This window comes from Rickettsiella endosymbiont of Xylota segnis (assembly GCF_964019545.1).
In the GTDB taxonomy this organism is placed as follows: Bacteria; Pseudomonadota; Gammaproteobacteria; order Diplorickettsiales; family Diplorickettsiaceae; genus Aquirickettsiella.
Genome location: NZ_OZ026451.1, coordinates 312,203 through 325,105, shown reverse-complemented (window position 1 = coordinate 325,105; position 12,903 = coordinate 312,203). Strand labels below are relative to the sequence as shown.

The 12,903-nt window shown below is 34.4% G+C and carries 11 protein-coding genes and 1 tRNA gene; 7 read left to right on the top strand and 5 right to left on the bottom strand.

Annotated features, from left to right (window positions below; translation table 11 throughout):
• The first annotated feature begins 139 nt into the window (after window positions 1–139).
• The 3 genes from AACL18_RS01500 to AACL18_RS01490 all read left to right on the top strand — a co-directional run bounded on the left by AACL18_RS01500 (window position 140) and on the right by AACL18_RS01490 (window position 2,287).
• Window positions 140–1,339 (top strand): MoaF-related domain-containing protein, encoded by a 1,200-nt coding sequence (locus AACL18_RS01500; RefSeq protein WP_339050900.1) that lies wholly within the window; start codon window positions 140–142, stop codon window positions 1,337–1,339.
• Window positions 1,340–1,451: 112 nt separating this feature from the next.
• Complete coding sequence (gstA, locus tag AACL18_RS01495) at window positions 1,452–2,027, top strand: glutathione transferase GstA (RefSeq protein ID WP_339050899.1); 576 nt, start codon at window positions 1,452–1,454, stop codon at window positions 2,025–2,027.
• A 134-nt stretch (window positions 2,028–2,161) separates the two neighbouring features.
• A complete protein-coding gene (locus tag AACL18_RS01490; RefSeq protein WP_339050898.1) occupies window positions 2,162–2,287 on the top strand; it encodes a hypothetical protein in 126 nt (41 codons plus the stop codon).
• A 167-nt stretch (window positions 2,288–2,454) separates the two neighbouring features.
• Here the strand turns inward: AACL18_RS01490 and AACL18_RS01485 are convergent.
• A tRNA-Ile gene (locus AACL18_RS01485) sits at window positions 2,455–2,531 on the bottom strand.
• Between the two features lie 37 nt (window positions 2,532–2,568).
• Here AACL18_RS01485 and AACL18_RS01480 point away from each other — a divergent pair.
• A complete protein-coding gene (locus AACL18_RS01480; RefSeq protein WP_339050897.1) occupies window positions 2,569–2,730 on the top strand; it encodes a hypothetical protein in 162 nt (53 codons plus the stop codon).
• Between the two features lie 371 nt (window positions 2,731–3,101).
• On the opposite strand, the gene AACL18_RS01475 is transcribed toward AACL18_RS01480, so the two are convergent.
• Window positions 3,102–5,501: a hypothetical protein gene (locus tag AACL18_RS01475; protein WP_339050896.1), complete on the bottom strand. Its 2,400-nt coding sequence runs from the start codon at window positions 5,499–5,501 to the stop codon at window positions 3,102–3,104.
• A 653-nt stretch (window positions 5,502–6,154) separates the two neighbouring features.
• On the opposite strand from AACL18_RS01475, the gene AACL18_RS01470 reads away from it, so the two are divergent.
• Together AACL18_RS01470 and AACL18_RS01465 are read left to right on the top strand one after the other, a co-directional pair.
• A complete protein-coding gene (locus tag AACL18_RS01470; RefSeq protein WP_339050895.1) occupies window positions 6,155–8,233 on the top strand; it encodes a catalase in 2,079 nt (692 codons plus the stop codon).
• A gap of 137 nt (window positions 8,234–8,370) precedes the next feature.
• Window positions 8,371–9,000: a M15 family metallopeptidase gene (locus AACL18_RS01465; RefSeq protein ID WP_339050894.1), complete on the top strand. Its 630-nt coding sequence runs from the start codon at window positions 8,371–8,373 to the stop codon at window positions 8,998–9,000.
• A 159-nt stretch (window positions 9,001–9,159) separates the two neighbouring features.
• Here the strand turns inward: AACL18_RS01465 and AACL18_RS01460 are convergent, their stop codons facing one another.
• The 3 genes from AACL18_RS01460 to acs are packed head-to-tail and all read right to left on the bottom strand — an operon-like array spanning window position 9,160 to window position 12,590.
• Window positions 9,160–9,804 (bottom strand): histidine phosphatase family protein, encoded by a 645-nt coding sequence (locus AACL18_RS01460; RefSeq protein ID WP_339050893.1) that lies wholly within the window; start codon window positions 9,802–9,804, stop codon window positions 9,160–9,162.
• Between the two features lie 10 nt (window positions 9,805–9,814).
• Complete coding sequence (gene kdsB, locus AACL18_RS01455; RefSeq protein ID WP_339050892.1) at window positions 9,815–10,606, bottom strand: 3-deoxy-manno-octulosonate cytidylyltransferase; 792 nt, start codon at window positions 10,604–10,606, stop codon at window positions 9,815–9,817.
• Entirely contained in the window at window positions 10,596–12,590 is a 1,995-nt protein-coding gene (gene acs / locus AACL18_RS01450) for an acetate--CoA ligase (protein ID WP_339050891.1), read from the bottom strand. Before acs ends, kdsB begins: the two co-directional genes overlap by 11 nt.
• Window positions 12,591–12,721: 131 nt before the next feature.
• On the opposite strand from acs, the gene AACL18_RS01445 reads away from it, so the two are divergent.
• A complete protein-coding gene (locus tag AACL18_RS01445) occupies window positions 12,722–12,889 on the top strand; it encodes a DUF1328 family protein (protein WP_339050890.1) in 168 nt (55 codons plus the stop codon).
• Window positions 12,890–12,903: the final 14 nt, after the last annotated feature.

Here is a 12,903-nt window from a genome sequence, read left to right as displayed (position 1 = left end):
TAAGCCTCCATTACAAATTATTTTTGGAAGTTTAAATGAAAATAATTTATTTTTAAAGTCAAATTACTTTTAACTGGACTTGGACTTTTTCTGTAATCCTTTGTAGACTGAAGCTACTCAGAAAGTAGAGGTTGCTGGTATGCGCTTGAAAAAACTGTGTAAACTTTTTTCTCTCTTCATCATTTTATATTCTGCGTTAAGTTTTGCAGAGCCCAGCAAATTAACGCTTAGAGTCTATAACCCAGGCAACGCGTCCTTGTTTCCTGTATCTTCGACATTGATCCTAGGTAATAAAGAAGCCATTCTTGTCGATGCCCAGTTTCAAAAAAATGATGCCGAGAAACTAGTTACATTAATAAAAAAATCAGGCAAAAAACTCAGTATTATCTATATCAGCCATAGCGATCCTGATTACTATTTTGGCCTAGAAACCTTAGCGAAAAACTTTCCTGAGGCTAAAATTTTATCCACTCCACAAACCGCCTATTTAATTAATGCAAGCAAGGATCAAAAACTAGCATTATGGGCAAGCAAACTCAAAGAAAGACCCAGTAAACTCATCACTCCTGAAGTCATCAAAGAAAATTATCTCGATCTTGAAGGGAATAAAATTTATATTCAAGGTTTAAAACAAGATCCTGATCATACCTATCTTTGGATTCCTTCCATAAAAACCATACTCGGAGGGGTATTAGTATCAAATGGCATACATGTTTGGTTAGCGGATAGTCAAAGTGAACAATCAAGACAAAACTGGATAAAAAAGCTTGAAGAAATGCGTAGCTTGTCACCTAAAAACGTCATACCCGGTCATTTTTTAATGAAAAATCAACCTCCTGATTTTTCATCTTCATCGCTTCAGTTTACTCAAGACTATATCCAACATTTTGATCAGTTTTTGCACCAATCTCCACATAGCCAAACTATCATTGCAGCGATGAAAAAATTGTATCCAGGTCTTGCCGAAGAAGGTAATTTACAATTAAGCGCTAAAGTTTTGAGCGGCGAAATGCCATGGAAAACGCTCAGTTCTTTCCCAGCAATCGGCAAAAAAATGCGGGTTAAATTTGGCAACAATCTATTTGAATTAAATTTCAAAGATAATAAAAATATGTCTTTCGAAGGTCTATCTGGACAATTTAAAGGCGATCGCGATAATGTTCAATACACAGCGATTGAAATTAGGCCGCAGGTGTATATGGTGTATTGGCATGAACCTACCAGTATGACTAATGTGGTACATATCGAAGATTTTGAACATAAGACTGTTTATACCAATATTGCTGCAAAGGATGGTTCATTTACACACCTAAAAGGAACATTACAATTATTAAATTAACTAGCGACTGATTTTATTGGTTCAGCATTGTCATTTTTTTGTAAAGACATCTAACTCATTATTTTTAAAGGAGCTAAAAATGAAACTATTCTATAGTCCCGGCGCTTGTTCGTTGTCCCCCCACATTGTGTTATGTGAAACAGGACAGAATTTTACATTAGAAAAAGTCGATTTAGTGAAAAAAATGACTAGCTCAGAAACAGACTATCTGACCATCAATCCGAAAGGACAAGTGCCTGCACTTTTATTAGACGATGGAAGTTTGCTAACCGAAGGGGTGGCCATCGTGTTATATCTGGCAGACAAAGCGCCGAATACCAATCTAATTGCACCTGTCGGCAACTTGTCACGCTATCAAACCATCACGTGGCTTGCCTATATTACTTCGGAGCTGCATAAAAGTTTCAGTCCTCTGTTCAATCCGAAAACGCCAGAGGAATATAAGACAATTTTACGGGAAAAACTAGAAGCACAGTTTAAATATTTAGATGAAACTCTAAAAAAAGATGAATACCTACAAGGAGATCATTTCACGATCGCCGATGCTTATCTGTTCACTATTTTGCGTTGGGGATTTGCTATGAAGTTTGAGATGAGTAAGTATAAACACTTAATGGCCTACTTCGAACGCATTGCTAACCGTCCTGCTGTGCAAGCTGCCTTGACTGCAGAAAATCTTAAAAAATAAATAATACTAAATAATTTAAATTGCTTAAAATAAAAAAATGTAAGTAGCTAATAGCTAATAAAAAATTTTATCCTGCACAATGTTACATTTCAGTATACCAAATTAAATTCTATAAAAATCTAGAGGATACTTGAATGGCTAAAAGAAGAAATAGAGCTATTGAGCAACAACAACCTCCCACCGTAGAGCAGTTGGCTGAACTAGAAACCTATATCGATGCTATTAATGCATTAGCTATTAGAATCAATCCATCTACTTAAGGTGGATTTTTAAGTTTTATGCTTATTACTAAATTTTGACCTATTCACATCCAACATATGTTTTTACTTTTAAGGAAAAATTAATAACTTGTATGTTAAATTTAGACTGAAAAAAAGTGCAAAAGAATTGGCGGTTATTGGAAGGCAGTGTAAGTGTTCGATTATACTGGTGGGCCCACTAGGACTTGAACCTAGGACCAACGGATTATGAGTCCGCTGCTCTAACCAACTGAGCTATGGGCCCTTCACATGAAAGGAGCCGAATTGTAGCTAATTTAAACATGATTAGCAATTTCGTTTTAGTTCATTATGAAGCCTGTACCCGTTTTGTACTAGGAATTCAAAGTTCTGCACCTGCGTTATCTACAACCAGTACCATTAATGAATACGCAATCCTAACTAAAGGGTTTACACCCATGTTTTTTATGAAGGTAACAATTTAAGCATCTGGATTGGATATTTATCAATTACGACTCAAAAAAAACAAAGTAATTTATTTATGGTAAAAATATTGATTGTAGCAAAATTTATTACAGCGAAACTCGATAATTTGTTACTTAATATTTTGCTCATTAGCAATTGGTATTTCTAACCGGATCCCATAATCCTGGGCTCAGATAAAAATTAATATACGGTGAAACTGCTCTGTTATTATTAGATTACATTTTTCAACTTATTAATTTTACTAATTTTAAAATAGCTAAATTATTTAGGGAATTTCTTAAATGCAACTGACTAAAATATTAACCAGAAAAATTTGAATATAATGTAATTAATAACTAATATTTGAAATAAATCACTATGTCTAGATTTTTTAATTTGAATTATGTAAAAAATGTATTGTGTTATCTTCATTTGGAAGAACGTATTGTTTGTAAAACATATTGGGTAAGCGCTTTATATTCTTAAATGAAACTGTATTTTTAATTATTCTTAATGAATTAAAAAATGATGCACCACCTAATTGAGGGATGTTATCTAGCTTAGTATTGGTAGGCGCTTCATTGCGCATCTTCCCGATGTCTAGTTGACTCATAAAATCAATCAGGAATGAGCTTAATAAATAACCTGTTGTTTTAATTAGAGGCATCCATAACATTTGGATAAAAAAATTATTTACTTGCTCGTTTAGTACAGACACAAATATAGGTTTATCCGCTAAAAACCATAGATTGGAAAAACCGTACTCCAATTCTGTTACTATGAGGAAAAGTATTAATTGAAAGTAATGTATAACTTTTCGATGAGAAGTAGCTAAATTTTTGTTTATTGAAAACTCAATTAGATAATAAAAAAATAAAAACGGAAATTGTAATGTTGAAAAATAGTTCATACTGACTAAAAGCAAACTTGATCCTATTTTACAAATAAATTTAATGCCTGAGTTTAAAGACATCGCATCAATACATCCTTCAAATAAACCATGCATCAAGGGAAAAATAAGCAAATAATTAAGTTGCTTATATCGACCAATAATCGAATCTGTAAGACTATCCGATGCGTTTAAGTGAGATGTTTTTAGCAAAATATTTTCGTAAGCTAATGGGCGGCGGGTGTCATTTAATCCGTATGAGCCTTCAAGCACATAGTTAAGTGCCACCCCATGGCGTTGATTATTATTAATTACAGAATGATTAATGGTTAAAAAATGTAATTTACAGGTTTTATTTATTAATTGATTTGAAAAATTTACTGTAAAAATGTAAGACATGTTGTGTTCCATGCCTGAAACAGAACAATTGGAAAATAATAAACCTTTCGGTAGATCAGTGCTAATACACTGCAAATCATTTTGTTGAGACATTGTTATAGCACGACATAAATCAATCAAATCTATAGTACGTGAAGATTTACTCAACTTAAGCACAACTGAGGGATTTTCAAGTATTGATGTGTCTAAACGAGGTTTTTTTGAAAAAAAAAGCTGAATATAACGATTAATAGCAGTAGAATTAGTTTTTATAGTTATATTTACTCGATAAATAACATCGGTTTGACTATAGAGTGTGAGAATGCATTCTTCGGAAAGCTGTAAAATGCCAGTTAAATGGGTAGGTTTTTCAATATAACATCTAATTCTCTGGGGGGTTAAATTGACTACTTTAAATTTATCTACCAAATTTATTACCTGCGTATCTCCCGTATCCACACTCAGATTCAAACTTTCTTGTGCTAAAATTGGATAATTAAAGTTTTCACTCTGCTTAAAAAATGCGATCAATCGACTAAATTTTCCTTCATCGTCTAACGGTCTATAAACAGCTTTAACGGAATAATAATTTGGGATATTAAAATTTTGTCCCAAAAGACTATCAGGAGCACTTAAATAAATGCTTTTGACTAAAGCACAGATGTCCTGATAAGTCACAAAATGGTTATAGCCTTGATATTTTTCTAACAATTCAAAATAATCTTTTTGTAAATCTAAAGTAAAATTTTTTTCTTTTAGTAGTTCAATGATTCGGGTCTTATTTATAAGATACATTGGCTCTAAAGTTTTACGCGAATATTGGTGCAAAGAAAATAAGGAAATGGGAGAAATAATTAAATCTTCAGAAAGCGCTGAACATGAACCTGGTTCAATATTTTTTAAAAAATCTAATTTACTATAATTAGAATTGCCTGAATTTTTTAGAGTTTCACATTCAAGTATTGCTGAGATATTGGTATACAAAATACCGTTCCAACAATCTATGGGTAATCTGTATAAATCCTTTATTCCAAATAGATGATAAATTTCATGAAGAAGAATACCAACCGGATTCGATTGATATTTTGGATTTGCTGTATTTGCGTCAATCCACGCAAATGCAGACCAACTATCCATTGTCGAGTTAATCTTCTTTAAAAAATTAATATAATTGTCAAATGAATAAATGACCCAAGTAGTCGCTAGCAAAAAATTGGAACTTGAATTAAACTGTCCAAATACGATTTGATTAAGATGTTTTTTTCTTAAGATTAATTCATCAATAGAAGAATTCATAGTTAGATTTGTTGTGGAAACAGGTCTATAAATCAATTTTGCAAAATTGTATGCATTAAATTCTTCGATCGCAATTTGAACTTGTTTAACATAATCTAAATCAAGAATGGACTCCTCAGCAAAATCGTAAGCTAAATGAATAATTTCATTTTTTTCGCTATAAAAATTTGGAAGGTTATCATTAAGTAAAAATCGTTTTTTTCTTATTTTTCTTATTATTTTTGGCATGCAAATCCCTTTTTTTATATGTTAATCTAATAATGACTGCTTTCTCCTTTTTTTATTATTCTAATAGGAAATTTAAACAAGATCTAGGTTTTATTTATGATCAATTGAACGTATCTAAGAATTCAAAATGCTCTTTAAAGACTTACTCTGTAAATGGAAGTTCTAAAGTAGATCAAAGGTAAAATAATTTTTTTCTCTTTAACTAACCGCGAGAATATCGTCATAGAAAGCTATGATCACTTTAAAAACCCCATCACTATCAATGTCTACCCTACTAAAAAATGACAAAAAAATTGTCATCAGTCTTTTTACCACAAAATATAAAGTCAATACTTCAGACACTTGCATAGAAGAATATCCATGTTTACGCTCAGAAGAAAATAAAATCAAGCACACATACTGTTGATATTTGAAGCAATTAAATTACGCACTCTTTCGATGTGGCACTTGCTTTCTGTCGGTATATTATTCAAATAGTTTGAACATATTTTGTAAGCTTGCCTAAATACACTATTTCTCGATAGATTTCAGTAAATTTCTTCTATAATGCTCATTAGTCTCTTTACTATAAAAAAGAGTCTGTGAAAATTTCTTATCATTTCTGGAGATAAGTTTAAAAAGCATTGAAATTCTATTTAATAAAGGAAAGAATTATGAGCAAAAAAGTAAAAGGGAAAATTTATAAATCTAAATTGGTTAAGAAAAAAGAAAAACGTGCTGAAACTCATCAACAAGCCAGTCATACGATTCCCATTTTAACAACGGCTCAAGGCACTGCTATTTCTGATAATCAAAACTCTTTACGCCTAGGTGCAAAAGGACCTAGCCTACTTGAAGACTTTCATTTTCGTGAAAAAATTTTTCATTTTGATCATGAAAGAATTCCTGAACGCGTCGTTCATGCCAGAGGCTATGGTGCGCATGGATATTTTGAAAATTATCGATCCCTTGCAGAATATACTTGTGCGGATTTATTTCAGCGAAAAAAAGAAAAAACGCCTGCTTTTGTGCGTTTTTCTACGGTGGTAGGGAATAAAGGATCAGCCGACCTCGCACGCGATGTTCGCGGTTTTGCGGTTAAATTATATACTAAAGTAGGAAACTGGGACATTGTTGGTAATAATATCCCGGTTTTTTTTATTCAAGATGCAATAAAATTTCCTGATTTAATTCATGCCGCTAAAGATGAGCCAGATAGTGGTTTCCCCCAAGCACAAACGGCACATGATAATTTTTGGGATTTTATATCATTAAATCCGGAGAGCATGCATATGATAATGTGGGTGATGTCCGACCGTGCTATCCCGCGCTCTTTCCGTTTCATGCAAGGTTTTGGTGTACATACTTTTCGACTCATTAATACCAAGCAGAAATCAACTTTTGTTAAGTTTCATTGGCAACCGAAACTAGGAGTGCAATCGCTCACCTGGGATGAGGCTGTTAAACTCAATGGGGCTGATCCCGATTTTCATCGCCGTGATCTATGGAATGCTATTCAATCCGGTCAATTTCCAGAATGGGAGTTAGGATTGCAGCTTTTCGATGAAAAAACAGCAAAAAAATTTGATTTTGACATTTTAGATGCAACCAAATTAATTCCAGAAGAATTAGTTCCAATTAAAAAAGTGGGCCGTTTAGTCTTAAATCGTTGTGTGGATAATTTTTTTTCTGAAACAGAACAAGTTGCATTTTGTACACAAAATATTGTCCCTGGTATCGATTTCACTAATGATCCATTACTACAAGGTCGTAATTTTTCTTATTTAGATACGCAAGTAAAGCGTTTAGGAAGTCCAAACTTCAGTCAACTTCCGATTAATGCACCGAAATGTCCATTCCACAACTTTCAGCAAGATGGACATATGGCATTTCACAATCTGATCGGAAGAGTTAATTATGAGCCTAATTCATGGGGAAAAGATGGCGGTCCACGTGAATCCTTTAAAAAAGGTTTTCAATCTTTTACTGCCATGGCAACAGGTGAAAAAGTACGTTTGCGTCCGGATAGTTTTGCCGATTATTATAATCAAGCTAACTTATTTTATATTAGCCAAACTCCTATTGAGCAAAAACACATACAGGCGGCTTTAGCATTTGAGCTCAGCAAAGTAAACACACAGACTATTCAAGCACGCGTTATTTCCCATCTCCTAAATATCGATACGCAACTTGCCAAGAATGTTGCTAATCTACTAGGCTTGAGATCCCTACCTAAGCCTGCTCAGTCATTCTGTGCGAAGAAAAAAAATCAAGCGTGTGCTCCTTCATTAAGTATAGTGTTAAATAATCCCAATACTTTTAAAGGACGAAAATTAGCAGTGATACTCACTGAAAAAAGTAATTTCTCCTTAGTAAATCATCTAGAAAAACTTATTAAAAAAGAAGGTGGTATATTAGAAATTATTGCGCCTAAAATTTTAGATTTTAAAAAAAAGAAATTTAAACCTCAACAAAGCTTCGAAACAGTCGTTTCTGCTAGTTATGACGCTATTGCAGTTATGGCTAAACCTAAAGATTTGCTTAAATGCGACCCCTTAAAATTATTTACTTTTCTGCAAGAAAGTTTTCATCAATGTAAATTAATCGGTTATGAACCCGAATTAGCAACAATTTTTCAAGAATTGAAACTAAAACCTGATCACGGGATAATGGCTTTGGAGAATGCGAGTGCTTGTCAAGCATTCATAAAACTTTGCCGGAAACTGCGTTATTGGGAACGTAGTAAGACATAACTGCTTCTTCGATATAATTAACGAAAGCAATTATTTTGTTGTAAAATAAACCTATTTTCTTATCATTCACTTTTTTTATGTGTAAAATATTCCTTAAAAAGTACTTTATATTCCTCTACTTACTGATATTTATTGTTATGGATGTTTTTGCTGAAGAAAAATCAGATAATTTTGTTTATGTCAATGAGATTATTCCTAATATTAAGCAAGATGTGCGTTATTTTGGTAAAAATAATTTTGTTGGTCGCCCAATTAACGGTTATAAAAAGCCGGTCTGTATTTTAACGAATGCCGCTGCTCAGGCTCTATTGAAAGTACAAACAACGCTGAATAAGCAAAATTTAGGTTTACTGGTCTATGATTGCTATCGCCCACAAATGGCAGTAAATGATTTTATTGTATGGGGTCAAAATATTGAGGATCAGACGACGAAGAATATTTTCTATCCACACATTGATAAAAGAGAGCTTTTTAAACGCAATTATATTGCGCGTCGTTCAAGTCATACGCGCGGAAGCACAGTGGATCTAACAATAGTTGATCTTAAAAACAATCAAGTACTCGATATGGGTACATCTTTTGATTATCTCGATCCCTTATCACATCCCGATAATCGTGATATTACTGAAGAGCAATTTAAAAATCGAATGTTGTTACGATCATTAATGATCAAGTATGGCTTTATACCAATAAGAACCGAATGGTGGCATTTTACTTTAAAAAACGAACCCTATAAAAATACTTATTTTAATTTTTTTGTTGAATAATAATTGATTTATTATCTTTACTTATCATAGACTTAAACAATAAACTAAATGCAAATTAAATGTATTTTTTTCTTTAGATTAGAACTCATTTACCAGCACCTCAGGATTTAAGTCTGTGTTTTGGTGTAATATTATTTGAGCATTTAACTAATTTTTAGCTTAAGGTAAATTTAATAAGTATTCAGGTTTTTTATTCCAAAATTTTATTTGCCATTTATGCTCATAAGTTATTAAACAAATATTGCCAGTGGCTACTTTAAAGGCTTTATTCTTTACATATTGTTCAAATAGCCCAGGAATAAGTTTTAAAAAATAACGTAGCCGACCATTACTAGTAATGACTAAAATAGTGTCTGTCGGATCATATTGAGCAACTAACGCTTTGCTAAACGTTTTAACTTCCTTGAGCATTTGCGTTGGAGATCCTGACCAACGGGCAATTTTAGGCCAAACACTTAAATTTTCCCAAGCAGACAATTCGTCGCCTTCATCAATTTCTTGAATTTGCGTATTACTAAGACCGGCCCAATTTCCATAATCGATCTCGTTTAAACGAGCATCTATAATAGGTTTTAAGGAAGAATGTAATTGTTCTAAAACTACAGCCGCATAATCACGTGTTCTTTTTAAAGGACCACAATACACTGCCTTAGGATGTATCTCTGCTTTTTGCAATGCCTGCGCCAAACATTTGCCTTGAAATATACCTGAATCAACGAGAGGTAAATCTTGTGTAGCACCTACCCAAACCACCGGATCCCTTACAGAAAAGGTATTACCATGTCGAGATAAAATAATTTTCATATCATTTCTACTACAATGTTACTAATTCGCCTTCTGTTTCTATTAACTGTTCAACTCTGATAACATCTTCTGGACTATCAATCGAAGCGTGGGTATGTCCTTTATAATCCACTAATATCACTCGAATAGGTTTGCCATTTTCCAGTATTCGTAATTGTTCTAGGCCTTCTAATTTTTCTAAAGGGGTGGGCGATAATGAAATATATTTTTTGAGCGCTGAGTAACGATAAGCATACAGTCCAATATGCCGATAAAGGGGGGGCGACTGCATTTGCGTATCTCTTAAATAGGGAATCATACTTTTAGAAAAATACATAGCATTTAAATCTTTATCACATACAACCATTGTACCTCCCACCTCACCTTTTAATTTAGCCTTTTGCATAAGAGAATATTGCTTTGTATTAATTAGGGTTGCTAGCGTTGTTATTTCTAATTGCGAATTATTGATCATCGCATCGATTAACGCTTGAATAACCCAAGGTGGAGTTAACACGGCGTCTCCCTGTAAATTTAAAATAATATCTGGTTTATTAGTTAATAAAGCAATTGCAGAAAAAATACGTTCGGTGCCATTATTACATTCTTCAGTCATCAGAACTTTAGCACCAAAACCTAAAGCGTGTGTTTGTATATCGACATGATCCGTTGCAATATAGACTTCATCAACCCTTTTAATAGTTTTTGCAATAGACCAAACTCGGTAAATCAAACTATGGCCTTTGATCAATGCTAATGGTTTTCCTGGAAAACGACTGGATTGATAACGTGCTGGAATAATGATGATATTTTTATTCTGCATAATGGCTATTCGATTCTCCGTTTTGTTGTTTTTGTTGTTCTTGTAATTGTTTTAGAACTGAGAAATCTTCTAGTGTCGATGTGTCCTGATCAATTTGACGATTCACAGCGATGTCTTGTAATAAGCGGCGCATAATTTTTCCAGACCGCGTTTTTGGTAAGGCAATAGTAAAAATTAAACGTTTTGGTAATGCTAAAGCACCAATAGTACTTCGAACTTGATTCATAATATTTGTTTTTAATGTTGATGTTGGTTTTTCAACATCATTTAGCACAACAAAAGCAACGATAGCTTGACCGGTAGTTTTATCCGGAATAGGGACTACCGCGGATTCGGCAACCGCAGGATAACTATCTAACGCCGCTTCTATTTCTGCTGATCCTAAACGATGCCCAGAAACTTTGATCACATCGTCGGTACGCCCCATAATCCAAATGTAATTTTGTGTGTCAGAATGTGCACTATCTCCAGAGAAGTAAGCATGGGGAACTTTACTCCAATATTGTTCTTCATATCTTTTTGGATCATTCCAAATGCCGCGTAACATACTCGGCCAGGGTCGACGAATGACTAAAGCACCTCCTTTTCCTTGCTCTACTCTAAGTCCCGTCGCAGGATCCACAATATCAACTTCCACACCCGGTAACGGTTTTGCCACAGAACCTGGTTTAGTCGGCGTTGCTCCAGGAAGTGGCGCAATCATAATCGACCCCGTTTCCGTTTGCCACCAAGTATCTACAATGGGGCATTGTTTGTTGCCAATTTTCTCAAAATACCAAAGCCAAGCCTCTGGATTTAAGGGCTCACCTACACTGCCTAAAAGTCTTAAGCTCGATAGATCTTTTTTGTCTATCCATTCATCCCCCCATTTCATAAAAGAACGTACTGCTGTTGGAGCTGTATAAAAAATGCTGACTCGGTAAGATTCGATGAGCTGCCAGAAACGATCCGGTTTAGGCCAGTCAGGAGCTCCTTCATAGATAAGCACTGTCGCTGCATTTAGCAATGGTCCATAAACTACATAGGTATGACCAGTGATCCAACCCACATCGGCAGTACACCAGTAAACATCTTCCGGTTTTAAATCAAAAACTATCTTGGAAGTATAATAAGCGCCTACCATATAGCCGGCAGTTGTATGAAAAATCCCTTTTGGTACTCCGGTAGAGCCTGAAGTATAAAGAATAAAAAGTGTATCTTCGCTATCCATAGGTTCAGCAGGGCAGTTTTCGTCAAGCCCTGCTATCACATCATGCCACCAAATATCACGATCTGCTTTTAAAGTAATTTCAGCATGAGTCCTTTGATAAATAATAACTTTTTCTACCAACGGGCAGCTGAGTAACGCTTCATCCATAACCTGTTTAAGCGGAATAATCTTGCCACGCCGATAACCACCATCTGCGGTAATCACAAATTTAGATTTTGAATCTTGGATTCGCGCTTCTAAGGCTAGTACTGAATAGCCGCCAAACACCACATTATGAATGATTCCTAAACGCGCGCAAGCTAACACGGCAATGATAAGCTCTGGTATCAAAGGCATATACAGCGTGATGCAATCACCTTTTTTTACATCTAGTTTTTTCAAACCATTAGCAAATTGGCAAACCGCCTGATGTAATTCCTTATAAGTAAATTGACGTTTTTCTTCCGGCTCTCCCTGCCAAAGCAATGCAGTTTTTTCGCCATAGTGCTCAAGATGTCGATCGAGACAATTATAAGCTAGATTGGTTTTACCTGCTTCAAACCATTTTGAATACGGTTCCTCCCAAATTAATACCTTTTTCCAAGTTTGCATCCAATGTAGTTCGCCGGCAATGCTCGCCCAAAATTGTTCGGGATGCTCCATAGAGTAGCGATAAATCTCGTCGTATTGAGCCATCGATTTAATCGTCGCCTGATCAGAAAATTTTTTTGAAGGGGGATAAACTTTGATTTCTTTTAAGATAGTATCTATCGTTTGTGATTCGTTTATAGACATATTTTATACTCCTGGTGTCAAAACGAGCAAAATATGGCGACACTTTCTAAGAATGCATACCGCCACTTGCGACTACTGGATTCATCAACTAACCTTAAAGCTTAAGCCAATTTAAATAGAGGAGAAATATTATGTTAGCGTGGGCATTTATCTTTCTAGCTATTGCTATCATTGCAGCCATTATTGGGTTTACCGGTGTTTTTGCCGTAGCAGCAGGTGTTGCAAAAATCATATTTTTTATATTCATCATATTAGCCATCATTGCATTTGTAACGATGTTATTTCGCAGACAACGATAAAAAATTACCGCTGG

Bases quoted from the DNA above. Each gene is read 5' to 3' on its own strand.
- AACL18_RS01460 (WP_339050893.1), bottom strand. From the start codon at position 9,804: ATGAAAATTATTTTATCTCGACATGGTAATACCTTTTCTGTAAGGGAT.
- acs (WP_339050891.1), bottom strand. From the start codon at position 12,590: ATGTCTATAAACGAATCACAAACGATAGATACTATCTTAAAAGAAATC.
- AACL18_RS01470 (WP_339050895.1), top strand. From the start codon at position 6,155: ATGAGCAAAAAAGTAAAAGGGAAAATTTATAAATCTAAATTGGTTAAG.
- AACL18_RS01465 (WP_339050894.1), top strand. From the start codon at position 8,371: ATGGATGTTTTTGCTGAAGAAAAATCAGATAATTTTGTTTATGTCAAT.
- AACL18_RS01475 (WP_339050896.1), bottom strand. From the start codon at position 5,501: ATGCCAAAAATAATAAGAAAAATAAGAAAAAAACGATTTTTACTTAAT.
- AACL18_RS01445 (WP_339050890.1), top strand. From the start codon at position 12,722: ATGTTAGCGTGGGCATTTATCTTTCTAGCTATTGCTATCATTGCAGCC.
- AACL18_RS01490 (WP_339050898.1), top strand. From the start codon at position 2,162: ATGGCTAAAAGAAGAAATAGAGCTATTGAGCAACAACAACCTCCCACC.
- AACL18_RS01500 (WP_339050900.1), top strand. From the start codon at position 140: ATGCGCTTGAAAAAACTGTGTAAACTTTTTTCTCTCTTCATCATTTTA.
- AACL18_RS01480 (WP_339050897.1), top strand. From the start codon at position 2,569: ATGATTAGCAATTTCGTTTTAGTTCATTATGAAGCCTGTACCCGTTTT.
- kdsB (WP_339050892.1), bottom strand. From the start codon at position 10,606: ATGCAGAATAAAAATATCATCATTATTCCAGCACGTTATCAATCCAGT.